Here is an 18600-nt window from a genome sequence, read left to right as displayed (position 1 = left end):
TTCTTCAAGGGCGGCTTCGCAGCCTGGCGCGGGCGGTGCGACGATTCGACAAGCCCGCTCACCACCGGCGCTGCGTCAGACCGAAATGTTGTGTTTGGCAAGGAACGCGACAAAGGCCTCTTCGTCCAGCACCTTCAACCCCAGTTCGCTGGCCTTGGCCAACTTGGAGCCGGCACCCGGCCCGGCCACGACGCAATGGGTCTTTGCCGACACGGAACCGGCCACCTTGGCGCCGAGGCTTTCGAGCTTGTCCTTGGCCACGTCGCGACTCATCAGCTCCAGGGAGCCGGTGAGCACCCAGGTATGCCCTGCTTCGGGCAGGCCTTCGACCACCTTCTTCTCGCTCTGCCAGTGCATGCCGAAGTCCTTGAGCTGCTGCTCGATGGCCAGGGCATGGCTGGCGTTGTCCGGGTTATCGAAAAACTCGCGCACGGCCTTGGCCTGCTTCTCCGGCAGCGCCTGGCGCATGTCGAGCCAGTCCGCCTTGATCACACCTTCCAGGCTGCCGAACTTGTCCGCAAGTTTCTGCGCGGCGCCGGGGCCGACGGAGGGTACGTGCAGCTTGTCGAGGAAGCCGCCCAAGGTGGTACTGGCGGCGAACTCGGCGCTCAGCTCGCCCTGATCCTGCAATTGCAGGCCGCATTCATCAGGCGACAGCAACGCGCCGATCACGTCCTGGTTGTGGCTGTCTTCGAAGAAGCTGTGGATCTCATGGGCCACTTCCAGGCCCACATCCGGCAGGTACGTCAACACTTCCGGCAAGGCCTTCTGCACGCGCTCAAGGGACGCCAGGGAGCGCGCCAACACCTTGGCCGTCTCTTCGCCCACATCGGGAATGCCCAGGGCGTAGATAAAGCGCGCCAGGGTCGGGGTCTTGCTGTTTTCGATGGCGGTGATCAGCTTCTTGCTGGAAATATCGGCAAAGCCTTCCAGGTCGATGATCTGCTCGTATTTAAGCTTGTAGAGGTCGGCCGGCGAACCGATGAGTTTTTCATCCACCAGTTGCTCGATGGTTTTGTCACCGAGCCCGTCGATGTCCATGGCCCGGCGCGAGACGAAATGGATAATCGCCTGCTTGAGCTGGGCACCACAGGCCAGGCGCCCGACGCAGCGGTACACCGCGCCTTCGCTGACGGTTTCCTTGCCCTTGCTGCGCTTGACCAGCTGGGTGCGCTCCACATGGGAGCCGCACACCGGGCAGCTTTCGGGGATCTGCACCGCGCGGGCGTGTTCCGGGCGGCGCTCGGTGACCACGGAGACGACCTGCGGGATCACATCCCCGGCACGGCGGATAATCACGGTATCGCCGATCATCAAGCCCAGACGCGCGACTTCATCCATGTTGTGCAGGGTGGCGTTGGACACGGTGACGCCCGCGACCTTGACCGGTTTCAAGCGCGCCACTGGGGTTACGGCGCCGGTGCGGCCGACCTGGAACTCAACGTCGAGCAACTCGGTGAGTTCTTCCATGGCCGGGAACTTGTGCGCGATGGCCCAGCGCGGCTCGCGGGCGCGAAAGCCCAGTTCACGTTGGGAGGCGATGCTGTTGACCTTGAACACCACGCCGTCGATTTCATAGGGCAGGCTGTTACGTCGCTCGCCGATATCGCGGTAATAGTCCAAGCACTCCTGGATGCCCTTGGCCAGTTTCAGCTCATGGCTGATGGGCATGCCCCACTTCTGCAGTTGCTTCAAGTTACCGATATGGGTGTCGCTGATATCCCCGGTTACCTGGCCGATGCCGTAGCAGCAGAACTCCAGCGGGCGACTGGCGGTGATCTTCGAATCCAGCTGACGCAAGCTGCCCGCCGCCGCATTACGCGGGTTGGCGAAGGTTTTGCCGCCGACTTCCAGTTGCGAGGCGTTGAGCCGCTCGAAACCGGCCTTGGACATGAACACTTCGCCGCGCACTTCCAGGGTCGCCGGCCAGCCGCTGCCGTGCAGTTTCAACGGGATATTGCGCACGGTGCGCACGTTGACGCTGATGTCCTCGCCGGTGGTGCCGTCGCCACGGGTGGCGCCGCGTACCAATTCGCCATCCTGGTAAAGCAGGCTGACCGCCAGGCCATCCAGCTTCGGCTCACAGCTGTATTCCACCGCCGCGCCACCGCCGAACAGATCACCCACGGGCAGGTCGAGCCCCTCGGTGACCCGGCGATCAAATTCCAGCATGGTGGTTTCATCAAACGCATTGCCCAGGCTGAGCATGGGGATCTCGTGACGCACCTGGGTGAAGGCTGACAATGCCGCACTGCCGACCCGCTGCGTCGGCGAATCCCGCGTCACCAGCTCCGGATGCTCGGCCTCCAGGGCCTTGAGCTCGTGGAACAGGCGGTCGTACTCGGCGTCCGGAATGCTCGGTTCATCAAGCACGTGGTAACGGTAGTTGTGCTGATCCAGTTCAGCGCGCAGTTCGAGGATGCGGGTGTGGGCGGCGGTCATGGGTGTTCTCTCATAAAGCAAAAGAGCAGCCGAAGCTGCTCAAATGTTGGTGCGCTTATTCTAATGACAACGCTGGAAACCAATCCTCAGCGTTTCTGTGTCAGGGCGCGACGCTCGAACTCGACGATGCGCTGACGGTAGTGTTCGATGGTCTGGGCGGTCAGGACGCTGCGTTGGTCGTCCTTGAGCTCGCCGTTGAGTTCCTGGGACAGCTTGCGGGCAGCGGCCACCATTACGTCGAAGGCTTGTTTCGGGTGACGCGGGCCCGGCAGGCCGAGGAAGAAGCTCACCGCAGGGGTGCTGAACAGGTCGATGTCGTCCAGGTCGAAAGTGCCTGGCTTGACCGCGTTGGCCATGGAGAACAGCACTTCGCCGTTGCCGGCCATGCTTTCGTGGCGGTGGAAAATATCCATCTCGCCAAAGCGCAGGCCGCTTTCGAGGATGTTCTGCAACAGGGCCGGGCCCTTGAAGCCGGCGGCGTCGCGGCAGATCACGCTGATCACCAGCACTTCTTCGGCGGCAGGCTGATCGTTGACGGATTGACGCGGCGCATTCTTGCCGGCGTTTTCATCCGGGAAATCGTCATCACGGCTGCTGAAGCTCGGGCCTTCATCGACATCGAGGTTCAGGTCACCCTGATGGGGTTCGGCAACAGCTGCACTGGCGCGCTTGCCACGCTTGGAAGAGGGCTCGCGGGCTTCACGCACCGGTGCACTCATCGACGGCAGGTCATGCTCGTCCAGTTGCGGTTCCTTATGGGTATCCAGCACACGGGGCGGCCCCAGCAGCTCGGCGCTGCCGTCGTCGTCGGGCAAGTTGGACAGGTTGCGGTCCAGACGGAATTTGAGCTTGCCCTTGCCACCGCGCATGCGGCGCCAGCCATCAAAAAGAATACCGGCAATGACAATAATGCCGATGACGATCAGCCACTCGCGCAGACCGATTTCCATGTAATCCCGTGCCTCTAATAAAAAATGCTGAAAAATAAGGGGTTTAGCACCGTGCAAACCGCTTTAAAACGTGGCGCCAACTCTATGTTCTGACTGACGTTTTGCCCACGCACACGAAAAATTGACATTAAACTAGCACGACCAAAGATAACTTTACACCGTCTGTCAAAATGCCTTGAACAAATATGTCCATTTGCCACTTTCACCAGGCCGGTAAATCACCTGACATCGCGCTGAAAACTTTCGCTCATGGCGCAGCTCAGGATTCCACCATCGCCATCGCTTCTTCGACATCCACCGCGACCAAACGTGAACAACCCGGTTCATGCATTGTCACCCCCATCAACTGATCAGCCATTTCCATGGCGATCTTGTTGTGGGTGATATAGATGAACTGCACCGTCTGGGACATCTCCTTGACCAGTCGCGCATAGCGTCCAACGTTAGCGTCATCCAATGGGGCGTCAACTTCATCGAGCATGCAGAACGGCGCCGGGTTCAACTTGAAGATGGCAAACACCAGAGCCAACGCGGTCAGGGCTTTTTCGCCGCCGGACAACAAATGGATGGTGCTGTTCTTCTTGCCCGGAGGCCGCGCCATGATCGTTACCCCTGTATCGAGTAGATCTTCGCCCGTCAGTTCCAAGTAAGCGCTGCCACCACCGAAAACTTTCGGGAATAACGCCTGTAAACCGCCATTAATCTGATCAAAGGTATCTTTGAAGCGGTTGCGGGTTTCCTTGTCGATCTTGCGGATCACGTTTTCCAGGGTGTCCAGGGCTTCCACCAGGTCGGCGTCCTGGGCATCCAGATAACGTTTGCGCTCGGACTGCTGCTGGTATTCATCGATGGCCGCGAGGTTGATCGCGCCCAGTCGCTGGATACGTGCGGCAATCCGTTCAAGTTCTTCCTCGGCTTCTTTCTCGCTGGCCTGGGCGGTCAAGGTATTGAGCACGCCATGCAAGTCGTAGCCGTCTTCGAGCAATTGGTCTTGCAGGGCCTTGCGGCGCACGGTGAGGGCTTGCCATTCCATGCGCTGTTGTTCGAGCTGGCCGCGAATCAGCTGGGATTGCTGCTCGGCCTGGGTCCGGCGTTTTTCTGCGTCGCGCAGTTCGCGGTCGGCGTCTTCCAGGGCGATCTGCGCGGTCTTGAGTTCTTCGTCGACGGTCATGCGCTTGTCGAGCAACTCTTCAAGCTTGAGGCGCAGCTCTTCCAGCGGCGCTTCGCCCTCCTCCAGGTTGAGGCTCAGTTGCTCGCGTTTTTCGGTGAGGCGTTCGGACTGCATCTCCAGGCGCTCAAGGGCCTGGGCCGTGGACGCGTGCTGGGCCTTGAGCGAACCCAGGCGCACGGCCAACTGATGGGCGTGGTCCTTGTGCTGGCGGGCTTCCTGGCGCACGCGGTCGAGGCGTTCGCGCAGGCTGTCACGCTGGGCCAGCAGCAATTCACGCTGCTCGGTGTCCAGGGCCATGCTGTCGAGGGCCTCCTGCAACTGCAGGCGCGCTTCGCCGATCTGTTCGTGTTCCAGGGCGCGCTGTTCGCCCATCTCAGCCACTTCTTCGTCGAGGCGGGTGCGGCGCAGGGTCAGTTGCTCGGCCTTGGCTTTGCTCGCGGAAAGCTGGGCTTTCAATTCGCCTTGCTGGCGCGCTTCGTCCTGCAACAGGCGCCGCAGGTGTTCGCGGCCGGTCTCTTGCTGGCGCTGGGTGGCGCGCAGGGTTTGCAGTTCGGTTTCGAGGCTTTCCAGGGTGGCTTCGCGTTCTTCGCGCTCGGCGATCAGGTTGACGATTTCCTGGCCTCGGGCCAGAACGCCGCTTTCCGCTTCACTGGCGCGGCGCACCCGCAGGAAGTGGCGGCCGACCCAGTAACCGTCGCGGCTGATCAGGCTTTCGCCGCCCGCCAGTTGACCGCGCTGGGCCAGGGCCTGTTCCAGGGACTCCACCGGCTTGACCTGGCCCAGCCACGGCGACAGGTCAATCGCCGCTTCGACCTTGTCCAGCAGGCTGCCCGGCACTCGCGTGCCATCAGCGGCGGGGCTGAGCAAACGCAGATCGCCCTGGGCGAAGCCGGCCAGGTCGAAGCCGCCAAAATCATCCACCAGTACGGCTTGCAGGTCGGCGCCTAGAACGGTCTCTACCGCCAGCTCCCAACCGGCTTCAACTTTCAAGCCTTCGGCCAAGCGCGGACGCTCGGCCAGGTGCTGGTCACGCAGCCATTCGGCGGTGCCGGTGCCTGGGTCCAATGCCGCTTGCTGCAAGGCTTCAAGGGACGCCAGGCGGCCGTTAAGCCGCTGCAAATCACCCTGGGCCTGCTGCTGGGCCTGGGTCGCCTGTTGCAGTTGCTGACGCAATTGCTCCAGGCGCTCCACTTGTTGTTCTTCGCTGGCTTCCAGCTCTTCCAGCGTCATCTCGCTTTCGGCCAGTTGCTCGCTGAGCTCCATGATCGCCGCGTCTTCCGGGTCGGCGGCAAGCAGCACGCGCTCTTCCTGCAGGCGACGCTGGCGCTCGGCCAGGCGTTCCATGCTGGTTTCCAGTTGCTGGATGCGCGACTGCTGCACCTCGGCCTGGCGCCGCGGTTCGGCGGATTGCAGGTTGAAGGCGTCCCACTGCTCCTGCCAGCCGTGCATGGTGGTTTCGGATTCTTCCAGCGCAGCGGCGGCCTCTTCGGCGGCGGCGTTGGTGATGTCCTGCTCGGGGGTGAGCATGTCCAGCTCTTCGCCCAACGTCAGCAGCAAGGTGCGGTCGTGGCCCAAATGGGATTCGGTTTCCAGGCGCGCGCGTTCCGCTTCCTTCAAGTCATCCTGCAACTGACGCAGGCGCTGCTGGCCGTGCTGGATGCTTTGCTCGACCCGGGCGATATCACCGCCCACCGAATAGAAGCGGCCCTGCACCAGATTGAAGCGTTCGGACAGGTCATGGTGCCCGTCGCGCAGGCGCTCGATGGCGGCGTCGGCATTGCGCTGCTCGGCCACCAGCGCTTCAAAGCTGATTTCCTGGGTGCCGATGATCGCTTCGCGCTGACCCACCTGATCGTTCAACGCCTGCCAGCGCAGGGCCGACAATTGCGCCTTGAGCTGACGCTCTTCGCCCTTGTATTCCTGGTACTTCTCGGCCGCCTGGGCCTGGCGGTGCAGGCGCTCCAACTGGCGCTCCAGCTCTTCGCGCAGGTCGGTGAGGCGGGCGAGGTTTTCATGGGTGCGGCGGATACGGTTTTCGGTCTCGCGGCGGCGCTCCTTGTACTTGGAGATGCCGGCCGCTTCCTCGATAAAGTTGCGCAGGTCTTCGGGCTTGGCTTCGATCAGCTTGGAGATCATGCCCTGTTCGATGATCGAATAGCTGCGTGGGCCCAGGCCGGTACCGAGGAAGATGTCGGTAATGTCCCGGCGTCGGCACTTGGTGCCGTTGAGGAAGTAACTGTTCTGGCTGTCGCGCGTCACTTTGCGGCGGATCGAGATTTCCGCGTAGGCCGCGTACTCGCCGACCAGGGTGCCATCGGAGTTGTCGAACACCAGTTCGATGCTCGCCTGGCTCACCGGCTTGCGGCTGGTGGAGCCGTTGAAGATGACGTCGGTCATCGACTCGCCACGCAGGTTTTTTGCCGAGCTCTCGCCCATCACCCAGCGTACGGCGTCGATGATGTTCGACTTGCCGCAGCCATTGGGCCCGACCACTGCCGCCATGTTACTGGGGAAGTTCACCGTGGTCGGGTCGACGAAGGATTTGAACCCCGCCAGTTTGATGCACTTGAGCCGCACGTTTAGGCGTCCGCCAACGCAGCGATGACCAGCGAGCTGCTGCGCTGGCAGTAGGCCGACAGCACCTGGCGGATCTGCTCCAGGTCACGGGCGAGTACGGCGGCGAGCAGTTGCTCGAACAGCGCCAGGTACTCGCTCATGGACGCCTTGCGCTGATCCAGGGCCAGGTAATAGGCACGGTTCATCGCCGGCTGCAGGTTCTCGACGGTTTCCTGCAAATACGGGTTGTTGGCGAAGGGGTACGCGGCGCGCATCACATTGAAGCATTCTTCGACAAAGGCGCGGATGTCCTGGCGCTCGAAATTGCTCACCAGGCGCTGCTGGATCTGGACGAACGGCGCCATGTCGGCCTGGGTCTGCCAGCCCTGGGCGACCGCATTGCCAAGCAGGATATACAGCTCACTCATCAGCGTGCACAGGCTCTGCACCTTGTGCGCCGTGAGCTCGGTCACATGGGCGCCACGGCGCGGCAGGATCGCGATCAGGTGGCGGCGTTCGAGGATCAGTAAAGCTTCACGCACGGAGCCACGGCTGACATTGAGCGCCAGCGTGACTTTCTGTTCCTGGATCCGCTCTCCAGGCTTGAGATCGCCGCGAATGATACGTTCGGCGAGGTGGTGAGCGATTTGCTCGGCGAGACTGTCCGGCGCCTTGAACGTCATGTTTTCCCTTCAAAATCGTCTATCGGTACAAGCGCGGCAGTGTAGCGCATTGGCCCGCTGATGGCGCTACGCCCACCGTGGCGAATTTGGCATGAAATAAGCAACGCTGAACACCCACACGCCCCCAAAAACGCCGGTTTCAGAAGACTGAACCATAATTGAAAGTGTTGCGATCGCATTTTCCTGACCTTCTGGTCAGAAAATCATTGACCGAAAAGTCAGACATGACTAGATTCGGCGCAAAGCGGTTAACAACAATAATGAGTCTGCGAGGCCTTCCGTGATCCAGTTTTTACTTAACCAGGAACTCCGTAGCGAGCACGCCCTGGACCCCAACCTGACCGTGCTCAACTATCTGCGCGAGCATGTGGGCAAACCCGGTACCAAGGAAGGCTGCGCCAGCGGCGACTGCGGTGCGTGCACGGTGGTGGTCGGCGAGTTGCACACCGACCCTCAGGGCGTTGAGCAGATCCGTTATCGCAGCCTCAATTCCTGCCTGACATTTGTATCGTCGCTGCACGGCAAGCAGTTGATCAGCGTCGAAGACCTCAAGCACCAGGGCCAACTGCACAGCGTGCAACAGGCCATGGTGGAGTGCCACGGTTCGCAATGCGGCTTTTGCACCCCCGGGTTTGTGATGTCGTTGTTCGCCCTGCAAAAGAACAGCGACGCCCCCGACAGCCAGAAGGCCCACGAGGCCCTGGCCGGCAACCTGTGCCGCTGCACCGGCTATCGGCCGATCCTGGCCGCCGCCGAACAGGCCTGCTGCAACAAACCGGCGGACCAGTTCGACAACCGCCAGGCCGAGACCATCGCCCGCCTCAAAGCCATCGCGCCGACCCAAACCGGTGAACTCAACAGCGGCGACAAACGCTGCCTGGTGCCCCTCACCGTTGCCGACCTGGCCGACCTCTACGACGCCTACCCGCAAGCCCGCCTGCTGGCCGGCGGCACCGACCTGGCGCTGGAAGTCACCCAGTTTCACCGCACCCTGCCGGTGATGATCTATGTCGGCAATATTGAAGAGATGAAGCGCATCGAGGACTTCGACGACCGCCTGGAAATCGGCGCCGCCACTGCCCTCTCCGACTGCTACACCGCGCTGCACCACGAATACCCGGATTTCGGCGACCTGCTGCACCGCTTCGCCTCCCTGCAAATCCGTAACCAGGGTACCCTCGGCGGCAATATCGGCAACGCCTCGCCGATTGGCGATTCGCCGCCGCTGTTGATCGCCCTGGGGGCGCAGATCGTGCTGTGCAAAGGCAACACGCGCCGTACGCTGGCCCTGGAAGACTACTTCATCGACTACCGCGTGACGGCGCGCCAGGACAGCGAGTTCATCGAAAAAATCATCGTCCCCAAGGGCCACGCGCTGTTCCGTGCCTACAAGGTTTCCAAGCGCCTGGACGACGATATTTCCGCCGTGTGTGCGGCCTTCAACCTGAAGATCGACAACGGTGTGATCAGTGATGCCCGCGTCGCGTTCGGCGGCATGGCCGCCACGCCAAAACGCGCGAAAAACTGCGAAGCCATGTTGGTCGGCGCCACCTGGAACGCCGCCACCGTCGAGAAAGCCTGCGCCGCCCTCGCCGAGGATTTCACCCCGCTGTCGGACTTCCGCGCCAGCAAGGAATACCGCCTGCTCAGCGCCCGGAACCTGCTGCGCAAATACTTCATCGAACTGCAAACGCCGCACATCGAGACTCGGGTGACCGCTTATGTCTAACCATCACGCCGTGGAAAAAACCCAGGCCGAACTGGCCGCGCTGTTTGCCCAGGACCTGACCTCCGGAGTCGGCCGCAGCGTCAAGCATGACAGCGCCGCCAAGCACGTGTCCGGTGAAGCGCAGTACATCGATGACCGCCTGGAATTCCCCAACCAGTTGCACCTGTATGCACGCATGTCCGACCGCGCCCACGCCCGGATCATCCGCATCGACACCACGCCCTGCTACGCCTTCGACGGTGTGCGTATCGTCATCACCCACGAAGACGTGCCGGGCCTGAAAGACATCGGCCCGCTGCTGCCCGGCGACCCCTTGCTGGCCATCGACACGGTGCAGTTCGTCGGCCAGGTGGTTTTGGCCGTGGCCGCCCGCGACCTCGACACCGCACGCAAGGCCGCGATGGCGGCCGTGATCGAATACGAAGACCTGGAGCCCGTGCTGGATGTGGTCGAGGCCTTTCGCAACAAGCACTTCGTGCTCGACAGCCACACCCACCAACGGGGTGATTCGGCCGGCGCACTGGCGACCGCCAAGCACCGCCTCCAGGGCACCCTGCATATCGGCGGCCAGGAACACTTCTACCTGGAAACCCAGATTTCCTCGGTAATGCCCACCGAAGACGGCGGCATGATCGTCTATTGCTCCACGCAGAACCCCACCGAAGTGCAGAAGCTGGTGGCCGAAGTGCTGGACGTGTCGATGAACAAGATCGTCGTCGATATGCGCCGCATGGGCGGCGGTTTCGGCGGCAAGGAAACCCAGGCGGCGAGCCCGGCGTGCCTATGCGCGGTGGTGGCGCGCCTCACCGGCCAGCCGACCAAGATGCGCCTGCCGCGCGTCGAAGACATGCTGATGACCGGCAAGCGCCACCCCTTCTATATCGAATACGACGTGGGCTTCGACGACAGCGGTCGCCTGCACGGGATCAACCTGGAACTGGCCGGTAACTGCGGCTGCTCGCCGGACCTGTCCAACTCGATCGTCGACCGTGCCATGTTCCACGCCGACAACGCGTATTACCTGGGCGATGCCACGGTGAACGGCCATCGCTGCAAGACCAACACCGCGTCCAACACCGCCTATCGCGGCTTCGGCGGCCCGCAAGGCATGGTCGCCATCGAGGAAGTGATGGACGCCATCGCCCGCCATCTGGCGCTGGACCCGTTGGCGGTGCGCAAGGCCAATTACTACGGCAAGACCGAGCGCAACGTCACCCACTACTACCAGACCGTAGAGCACAACATGCTCGAGGAAATGACCGCCGAACTTGAAGCCAGCAGCCAATACGCCGAGCGCCGCGAAGCGATCCGCCTGTACAACGCCCACAGCCCGATCCTGAAAAAAGGCCTGGCGCTGACCCCGGTGAAATTCGGGATCTCATTCACGGCGAGCTTCCTGAACCAGGCGGGCGCGCTGATCCATATCTACACCGACGGCAGCATCCACCTGAACCACGGCGGCACCGAGATGGGCCAGGGCTTGAATACCAAGGTCGCGCAAGTGGTGGCCGAAGTGTTCCAGGTGGACATCGACCGCGTGCAGATCACCGCCACCAACACCGACAAAGTGCCCAACACCTCGCCGACCGCCGCGTCCAGCGGTGCGGACCTGAACGGCAAGGCCGCCCAGAACGCCGCCGAAACCATCAAGCAACGCCTGGTGGAATTCGCCGCGCGCAAGTACGACGTGAGCGAAGCGGATGTGGAGTTCCATAACGGCCATGTGCGCGTGCGCGAGCAGATCCTGACCTTCGAAACGCTGATCCAGCAGGCGTATTTCGCCCAGGTCTCGCTGTCGAGCACCGGCTTCTACAAGACCCCGAAAATCTTCTACGACCGCAGCCAGGCCCGCGGTCGGCCGTTCTACTACTTCGCCTTCGGCGCGGCGTGCTGCGAAGTGATCGTCGACACCCTGACCGGCGAATACAAGATGCTGCGCACCGACATCCTCCACGATGTGGGCGCCTCACTGAACCCGGCCATCGACATCGGCCAGGTAGAAGGAGGCTTTATCCAGGGCATGGGCTGGCTGACCATGGAAGAGCTGGTGTGGAACAACAAGGGCAAGCTAGAGACCTGCGGCCCGGCCAGCTACAAGATCCCGGCGGTAGCCGACATGCCTTTGGATTTGCGTGTGAAGCTGGTGGAAAACCGCAAGAACCCGGAAGACACCGTGTTCCATTCCAAGGCCGTGGGCGAGCCACCATTCATGCTCGGGATTGCCTCGTGGTGCGCGATCAAGGATGCGGTGGCGAGCCTGGCTGATTATCGCCATCAGCCGAAGATCGATGCGCCGGCGACACCGGAGCGGGTGTTGTGGGGGTGTGAGCAGATGCGCAAGTTGCAGACGGCGACAGCTGTCGAGCCTGAAACTGAAATGGCTTCGCTCTAGACCGAGGCGCTGCCATCGGGGGCAAGCCCCCTCCCACATGGGAATGCATTCCAAATGTGGGAGGGGGCTTGCCCCCGATGACGGCCTGACAGACACCACAAGAGGTGACTATGAACAACTGGATCAGCGCCCTCGCCGACCTGCAGAACCAGGGTGAACCCTGCGTACTGGTGACCATCATCGAAGAGCTCGGCTCCACGCCGCGCAATGCCGGTTCGAAGATGGTGATCAGTGCCGCGCAGACCTTCGACACCATCGGCGGCGGGCACCTGGAATACAAGGCCATGCAGATCGCCCGCGACATGCTCGTGCGCGGCCAGCAGAACACCCATCTGGAGCGCTTCAGCCTCGGCGCCAGCCTGGGCCAGTGCTGCGGGGGCGTCACCGTGCTGCTGTTCGAACCCATGGGCCAGGTGCAGGCGCAGATCGCGGTGTTCGGCGCCGGCCATGTCGGTCGCGCGCTGGTGCCGTTGCTGGCGAGCCTGCCGTGCCGGGTGCGCTGGATCGATTCCCGCGAGCAGGAGTTTCCGGAACATATCCCCCAGGGCGTGCGTAAAATCATCAGCGAAGAGCCGGTGGACGAAATTGCCGACCTGCCGGTGGGCAGTTACTGCATCGTCATGACCCACAATCACGCGCTGGATCTGGAACTCACCGCCGCCCTGCTCAAGCGCAATGACTTCGCCTACTTCGGCCTGATCGGCTCCAAGACCAAACGCGTCAAGTTCGAACACCGCCTGCGCGATCGCGGCTTCGACGCCGCGCAGTTGCAACGCATGCGTTGCCCCATGGGCCTCAGCGAGGTGAAGGGCAAGTTGCCGGTGGAGATTGCCATCTCCATCGCCGGCGAAATCATCGCCACTTATAACGCCAATTTCGGCCAGCACACCGCGAGCGCCGAACCCATTGCCAAATTGCTGCCGGCCTCGCGCCGCAGCCAAGCTATCAATTGAGACGACCATGCCTTTGACTCGCAAAGCCTACCGTGCCGCCCTCCTGCACAGCATCGCCGACCCCGCTGAAGTTGGGATCGAAGCCTCCTACGAGTATTTCGAAGACGGCCTGCTGGTGATCGAAAACGGCCGGATCAGCGCCGTGGGCCATGCCGGCGACCTGCTGCCGAGCTTGCCTGCCGACATCGACATCACCCATTACCAAGATGCGCTGATCATCCCCGGCCTGATCGACACCCATATCCACCTGCCGCAGACCGGCATGGTCGGCGCGTATGGCGAGCAGTTGCTGGACTGGCTCAACACCTACACCTTCCCGTGCGAAAGCCAGTTCGCCGACAAGGCCCACGCCGAAGAAGTCGCAGGCATTTTTATCAAGGAACTGCTGCGCAACGGCACCACCACCGCACTGGTGTTCGGCAGTGTGCATCCGCAGTCGGTGAACGCATTCTTTGAGGCGGCGGAAAAACTCGACCTGCGCATGATCGCCGGCAAGGTGATGATGGATCGCAACGCCCCGGACTACCTCACCGACACCGCCGAATCCGGCTACCAGCAAAGCAAGGCACTGATCGAACGCTGGCACGGCAAAGGCCGCCTGCACTACGCGGTCACCCCGCGTTTTGCGCCGACCAGCACGCCGGAGCAATTGGCGTTGGCCGGGCAACTGCTGGGCGAGTACCCGGACCTGTACATGCAGACGCACATCAGTGAGAACAAGCAGGAAGTCGAGTGGGTGAAGGCGCTGTTTCCGGAGCGCAACGGCTATCTGGATGTGTACGACCACTACAAGCTGCTGGGCGAGCGCTCGGTGTTTGCCCACGGCGTGCACCTGTGTGATGACGAGTGCGCACGGTTGGCGGAGACGGGGTCGGCGGTGGCGTTCTGTCCGACCTCGAACCTCTTCCTCGGCAGCGGCCTGTTCAACCTGCCGATGGCCGAGAAACACAAGCTGAATGTCGGCCTGGGCACCGATGTGGGTGGTGGCACCAGTTTCTCGCTGCTGCAAACCTTGAACGAAGCCTACAAGGTCATGCAACTGCAGGGCGCGCGGTTGAGCCCCTTCAAGTCGCTATACCTGGCCACCCTGGGCGGTGCGCGGGCGCTGCGCCTGGAAGACAAGATCGGCACGTTGCAGCCGGGCACCGATGCCGACTTCCTGGTGCTGGACTACAACGCAACGCCGCTGCTGAGCTATCGCTTGAAGCAGGCCAATAACATTGCCGAGACGTTGTTCGTGTTGATGACCCTGGGGGATGATCGGACGGTGTTGCAGACCTACGCTGCCGGCCAACTCGTGCACCAACGCTGATCTGCGCCACGACACAAAACAAATGTGGGAGGGGGCTTGCTCCCGATAGCGGTGGATCAGGCACTTAATTCAGTGACTGACACTCTGCCATCGGGAGCAAGCCCCCTCCCACATTTTTTAATCGGGTTTACAGCTTGACTGAAGAACGCCCCGGCTTCTTGGTCTGCAACAGATGCGAGAACACCGCATGCAAATCATCCGACGCACTTTCCTCGTCGAGGTTGAGCTTGCTGTCGATATGATCCATGTGATGCATCATCAAGTTCACCGCCAACGCCGCGTCCCGTGCTTCGATCGCATCGATCAGTTGGGTGTGCTCATCGTAGGAACAGTGCGAGCGGTTGCCGCTTTCGTACTGAGCGATGATCAACGAGGTCTGGGACACCAGGCTGCGCTGGAAGCTGATCAGCGGCGCGTTTTTCGCGGCTTCGGCCAGCTTGAGGTGGAATTCGCCGGAGAGGCGGATGCCCGCTCCGCGATCACCGCGGGAGAAGCTGTCGCGCTCGTCGTTGACCATCTGGCGCAGTTCGGCCAGTTGCTCAGCGGTGGCGTGCTGCACTGCCAGCTCGGTGATCGCTCGCTCTACCAGGCGCCGGGCCAGGAACACCTGGCGTGCTTCTTCCACGCTTGGGCTCGCCACCACCGCGCCACGATTGGGCCGCAGCAACACCACGCCTTCATGGGCCAGGCGCGACAGCGCGCGGCGAATGATAGTGCGGCTGACGCCGAAGATTTCGCCCAGTGCCTCTTCACTCAATTTGGTACCGGGTGCCAGGCGCTGCTCGAGGATCGCCTCGAAGATATGCGCGTAGACGATATCGTCCTGGGTTCCGCTGCGACCGGCCTTGCCGGCTCGCGGTTGTTTCTTGAGAGGTTGCAACTGTTCGTTCATGGGCACTCGGGTAGGGAGAACGGCGGCGAATTAACGGTAATACGGCAACTTTAAGGTAATACGGCAACACGGGGTCGCTGGCAAGTATCACCTAAAAACAGCGCACATTGTACACAACCCACTGCGCCAACACACTGTACGGCTGTTTGCGGTGCCGTCTGTATTGCAATGAGTCGTTACGTTTGAGTTTAGGCTTGAATCTGCGCCGTCACCGGCAAACACCCAGGTAAAAGGAACACCTCTCCATGACCGACGCCACCCAAGCGCCCTTGCGCCCGCTGGCCGACACTTCTGCCTCCGCCGTTGTCGCCGGCTTTATCGCCATGATGACCGGCTATACCAGCTCCCTGGTGCTGATGTTCCAGGCCGGCCAGGCGGCCGGCTTGACCACGGCGCAGATTTCTTCGTGGATCTGGGCGATTTCCATCGGCATGGCGGTCTGCAGCATCGGCCTGTCCCTGCGCTACCGCACGCCGATCACCATTGCCTGGTCCACCCCCGGCGCGGCGCTGTTGATCACCAGCCTGGGCGGTGTGAGTTACGGCGAGGCCATCGGCGCCTACATCACCTGCGCGGTGCTGGTGACGCTCTGCGGGCTCACCGGCAGCTTTGAAAAACTGGTCAAGCGTATCCCTGCGTCGTTGGCGGCCGCCTTGCTGGCGGGGATCCTGTTCAAGATCGGCAGCGAGATTTTCGTCGCTGCGCAGCATCGCACCGGCCTGGTCCTGGGGATGTTTTTCACCTACCTGATCATCAAGCGTCTGTCGCCACGCTACGCGGTACTGGCCGCCCTGATGATCGGTACCCTGCTGTCGGGGCTGATGGGCTTGCTGGACTTCAGCGGTTTCCACCTGGAAGTGGCGACGCCGGTATGGACGACGCCGCACTTCTCGTTGGCGGCAACCATCAGTATCGGGATTCCGTTGTTCGTGGTGGCGATGACCTCGCAGAACATGCCCGGCGTCGCCGTACTGCGGGCCGATGGCTATAACGTGGCGGCCTCGCCGCTGATCACCGCCACCGGCCTGGCCTCGCTGGTGCTGGCGCCCTTTGGCTCCCACGGCATCAACCTGGCGGCGATCAGCGCAGCGATCTGCACCGGCCCCCATGCCCATGAAGACCGTAATAAACGCTACACCGCCGCCGTATGGTGCGGGGTGTTCTACGGGATAGCCGGGGTGTTCGGCGCAACACTGGCGGCACTGTTCGCAGCCTTGCCCAAGGAACTGGTGCTGTCGATTGCGGCCTTGGCCTTGTTTGGCTCGATCATCAATGGCTTGAGTATCGCCATGAATGAGCCGAAGGAACGGGAAGCGGCGCTGATCACCTTTATGGTCACCGCGTCAGGCTTGACGTTGTTTTCCATCGGCTCGGCGTTCTGGGGGATTGTGGCGGGGGTGTTGACGCTGCTGATTCTGAATTGGCGCAAGGCATAAAAAAACGGCGACCCTCAGGTCGCCGTTTTTTTCAGTATCACTTAGCCGCGTTGATCGGCTTTTCCGGATACCACACGTCCAGCAGCGGGCTGACTTCAGCCTTGGTCAGCTCGGAACGGGTTTTCAGCCAGGCTTCGACGGCAGCACGCTGCTCTTCGGAGACCGAGCCACGCTTCTGCAGGCAAACCAGACCGTAGTCGTCGCCGCCGACATAGCCCAGGCCGTTGGCTTCCATGGCTTCTTTGATGAATGCTTCGAGGAAAGCGTCGATAGCTTCTTCACTCAGGCCTTCTTTGAAGTCCAGGTTCAGTTCGAAACCCAGCTCTTGAAATTCATCAACGCACAGTTTTTTGCGCAGACGCTGGGAACGGTTAGTCGCCATTGGAACAATCCTCATAAGTAATAACGGGCGGCACTTTAGCAGTTTAAGACGACGATTGCCCGACTCTCTGGGACAGGCGGCCGTTTGCTGTTAAAAAAACGCCAATTACCAGCTATCGTTCAGCTACAAGTGCCTTCACCTTGGGGCATAATGCCGACACTTTCATGACCATTGAGGGAATTTTCCTATCTACCCCTCGCCTTTTTCACCCTCCTCAGCAGTAGGGTTTTACTTCTTATGATCAAATCTTTGCGTCCATTGCTACTCGCCAGTTTTCTCCTGCCACTGGCCTTTTCCACCTCCGCGGCCCCGATCAACAATACCTTGCCTGCCAACGTCCAGCAGGCACTGGCCAAAGCCAAGCTGCAAAACACTGCGCTGTCCCTGGTGATGATCCCACTGAACGGCCCCGGCACCCCCACCGTGTTCAACGCCGACGTCTCGGTAAACCCGGCTTCCACCATGAAGCTGGTCACCACCTATGCGGCCCTGGAAATGCTCGGCCCCAACCACCAGTGGAAAACCGAGTTCTACACCGACGGCACCCTCAGCGGTGGCGTGTTGCACGGCAACCTGTACCTCAAGGGCGGCGGCGACCCCAAGCTGAATATGGAAAAACTCTGGCTGCTGATGCGCGACCTGCGGGCCAATGGCGTGCAGCAAGTCACCGGCGACCTGGTGCTGGACCGCAGTTTCTTCAACCAGCCGCAGTTGCCGGAATTCAATGATGACGGCAACGACGAGAACAAACCGTTCCTGGTCAAGCCCGACGCCCTGCTGGTCAACCTCAAGGCCCTGCGCTTTGTGACCCGTAACGATTCGGGCCGCGTGCTCGTCTCGGTCGAGCCGCCGATTGCCAGCATCCGCATCGACAACCAGGTCAAGGCCTCCAACGCCAAGCAGTGCACCGGCGACGTACGCTACAACCCGGTCACAGGCGCCGATGGCAGTATGACGGTCACCGTCAGCGGCCAATTGGCCGATGGCTGCAGCTCGCAGACTTATCTGTCGTTGCTGGACCACGCCACCTACACCGCCGGTGCGGTGCGGGCGATCTGGCAGGAACTGGGCGGCACCATCCAGGGCCGCGATATCCAGGCGCCGGTGCCCAAGGATGCCAAGGTCCTGGCCCGCGCCTTTTCGCCGGACCTGGCGGAAATCATCCGTGACATCAACAAATACAGTAACAACACCATGGCCCAGCAGTTGTTCCTGAGCCTGGGCGCGCAGTTTCGCAACGATGCCGACGGCGACGATGCCAAGGCCGCGCAACGTGTGGTGCGCCAGTGGCTGGCGAAAAAAGGCATCACCGCGCCACACCTGGTGATGGAGAACGGTTCGGGCCTGTCCCGTGCCGAGCGGGTCAGCGCCCGCGAAATGGCCGCCATGCTCCAAGCCGCCTGGAAAAGCCCCTACGCTGCGGAATACATCAGCTCGATGCCGATCGCCGGCACCGACGGCACCATGCGTAAACGCCTGAAGACCACGGCCATGCGCGGCGAGGCCCACGTCAAGACCGGTACCTTGAACACCGTGCGCGCCATTGCCGGGTTCAGCCGCGACAACAATGGCAACACCTGGGCGGTGGTGGCGATCCTCAACGATCCGAAGCCGTGGGGCGCGTCGTCGGTGCTGGACCAGGTGCTGCTGGATCTGTACCGCCAGCCAAAACTGGCGGCGGCAGCTCCCGTCCTATAGGAGC

12 protein-coding genes are annotated in these 18600 nt (G+C 61.8%); 6 read left to right on the top strand and 6 right to left on the bottom strand.

Annotated elements, in window-relative coordinates:
• Positions 1-75: 75 nt before the first annotated feature.
• The 4 genes from ligA to B9N88_RS05570 all read right to left on the bottom strand — a co-directional run bounded on the left by ligA (position 76) and on the right by B9N88_RS05570 (position 7802).
• Positions 76-2442 (bottom strand): NAD-dependent DNA ligase LigA, encoded by a 2367-nt coding sequence (ligA, locus tag B9N88_RS05585; protein ID WP_027603709.1) that lies wholly within the window; start codon positions 2440-2442, stop codon positions 76-78.
• Positions 2443-2528: 86 nt separating this feature from the next.
• Complete coding sequence (zipA, locus tag B9N88_RS05580; RefSeq protein WP_027603708.1) at positions 2529-3392, bottom strand: cell division protein ZipA; 864 nt, start codon at positions 3390-3392, stop codon at positions 2529-2531.
• Between the two features lie 259 nt (positions 3393-3651).
• Positions 3652-7140 carry a chromosome segregation protein SMC gene (gene smc / locus B9N88_RS05575; protein ID WP_027603707.1) on the bottom strand — a complete coding sequence of 1163 codons (3489 nt, stop codon included), beginning with the start codon at positions 7138-7140 and terminating at the stop codon, positions 3652-3654.
• 2 nt (positions 7141-7142) lie between these two features.
• Positions 7143-7802 (bottom strand): GntR family transcriptional regulator, encoded by a 660-nt coding sequence (locus tag B9N88_RS05570; protein ID WP_027603706.1) that lies wholly within the window; start codon positions 7800-7802, stop codon positions 7143-7145.
• A 280-nt stretch (positions 7803-8082) separates the two neighbouring features.
• Here B9N88_RS05570 and xdhA point away from each other — a divergent pair, with 280 nt between their 5' ends.
• The 4 genes from xdhA to guaD all read left to right on the top strand — a co-directional run bounded on the left by xdhA (position 8083) and on the right by guaD (position 14188).
• Positions 8083-9531, top strand: a complete 1449-nt coding sequence (gene xdhA / locus B9N88_RS05565) for a xanthine dehydrogenase small subunit (protein ID WP_027603705.1) — start codon at positions 8083-8085, stop codon at positions 9529-9531.
• The gene (xdhB, locus tag B9N88_RS05560) at positions 9524-11923 is read left to right on the top strand and encodes a xanthine dehydrogenase molybdopterin binding subunit (protein WP_027603704.1); all 2400 of its coding nucleotides are present in this window, start codon (positions 9524-9526) and stop codon (positions 11921-11923) included. Before xdhA ends, xdhB begins: the two co-directional genes overlap by 8 nt.
• A gap of 110 nt (positions 11924-12033) precedes the next feature.
• A complete protein-coding gene (gene xdhC, locus B9N88_RS05555; RefSeq protein WP_027603703.1) occupies positions 12034-12876 on the top strand; it encodes a xanthine dehydrogenase accessory protein XdhC in 843 nt (280 codons plus the stop codon).
• Between the two features lie 7 nt (positions 12877-12883).
• A complete protein-coding gene (gene guaD / locus B9N88_RS05550; protein WP_027603702.1) occupies positions 12884-14188 on the top strand; it encodes a guanine deaminase in 1305 nt (434 codons plus the stop codon).
• Positions 14189-14315: 127 nt separating this feature from the next.
• Here the strand turns inward: guaD and B9N88_RS05545 are convergent, their stop codons facing one another.
• Positions 14316-15080 (bottom strand): GntR family transcriptional regulator, encoded by a 765-nt coding sequence (locus B9N88_RS05545; RefSeq protein WP_003175499.1) that lies wholly within the window; start codon positions 15078-15080, stop codon positions 14316-14318.
• 245 nt (positions 15081-15325) lie between these two features.
• Between B9N88_RS05545 and B9N88_RS05540 the strand changes: the two genes are divergently transcribed.
• Complete coding sequence (locus B9N88_RS05540; RefSeq protein WP_027603701.1) at positions 15326-16516, top strand: benzoate/H(+) symporter BenE family transporter; 1191 nt, start codon at positions 15326-15328, stop codon at positions 16514-16516.
• A gap of 37 nt (positions 16517-16553) precedes the next feature.
• Here B9N88_RS05540 and B9N88_RS05535 read toward each other — a convergent pair whose 3' ends face one another.
• Positions 16554-16898, bottom strand: coding sequence for a YggL family protein (locus tag B9N88_RS05535; protein WP_010208515.1), 345 nt, complete (start codon positions 16896-16898; stop codon positions 16554-16556).
• Between the two features lie 237 nt (positions 16899-17135).
• Between B9N88_RS05535 and dacB the strand changes: the two genes are divergently transcribed.
• A complete protein-coding gene (gene dacB / locus B9N88_RS05530; protein WP_027603700.1) occupies positions 17136-18596 on the top strand; it encodes a D-alanyl-D-alanine carboxypeptidase/D-alanyl-D-alanine endopeptidase in 1461 nt (486 codons plus the stop codon).
• The last annotated feature ends 4 nt before the right edge of the window (positions 18597-18600 follow it).

Source organism: Pseudomonas sp. LAMO17WK12:I1, assembly GCF_900177315.1.
GTDB classification, from domain to species: Bacteria; Pseudomonadota; Gammaproteobacteria; order Pseudomonadales; family Pseudomonadaceae; genus Aquipseudomonas; species Aquipseudomonas marginalis.
Note: the sequence above shows the minus strand (reverse complement) of the source record. Positions and strands in the feature narration are given on the sequence as shown.

What these genes read in the sequence shown, in the direction of transcription:
- ligA (WP_027603709.1), bottom strand. Translation starts at nt 2,442, where the DNA reads ATGACCGCCGCCCACACCCGCATCCTCGAACTGCGCGCTGAACTGGAT.
- zipA (WP_027603708.1), bottom strand. Translation starts at nt 3,392, where the DNA reads ATGGAAATCGGTCTGCGCGAGTGGCTGATCGTCATCGGCATTATTGTC.
- B9N88_RS05570 (WP_027603706.1), bottom strand. Translation starts at nt 7,802, where the DNA reads ATGACGTTCAAGGCGCCGGACAGTCTCGCCGAGCAAATCGCTCACCAC.
- xdhB (WP_027603704.1), top strand. Translation starts at nt 9,524, where the DNA reads ATGTCTAACCATCACGCCGTGGAAAAAACCCAGGCCGAACTGGCCGCG.
- xdhC (WP_027603703.1), top strand. Translation starts at nt 12,034, where the DNA reads ATGAACAACTGGATCAGCGCCCTCGCCGACCTGCAGAACCAGGGTGAA.
- guaD (WP_027603702.1), top strand. Translation starts at nt 12,884, where the DNA reads ATGCCTTTGACTCGCAAAGCCTACCGTGCCGCCCTCCTGCACAGCATC.
- B9N88_RS05545 (WP_003175499.1), bottom strand. Translation starts at nt 15,080, where the DNA reads ATGAACGAACAGTTGCAACCTCTCAAGAAACAACCGCGAGCCGGCAAG.
- B9N88_RS05540 (WP_027603701.1), top strand. Translation starts at nt 15,326, where the DNA reads ATGACCGACGCCACCCAAGCGCCCTTGCGCCCGCTGGCCGACACTTCT.
- B9N88_RS05535 (WP_010208515.1), bottom strand. Translation starts at nt 16,898, where the DNA reads ATGGCGACTAACCGTTCCCAGCGTCTGCGCAAAAAACTGTGCGTTGAT.
- dacB (WP_027603700.1), top strand. Translation starts at nt 17,136, where the DNA reads ATGATCAAATCTTTGCGTCCATTGCTACTCGCCAGTTTTCTCCTGCCA.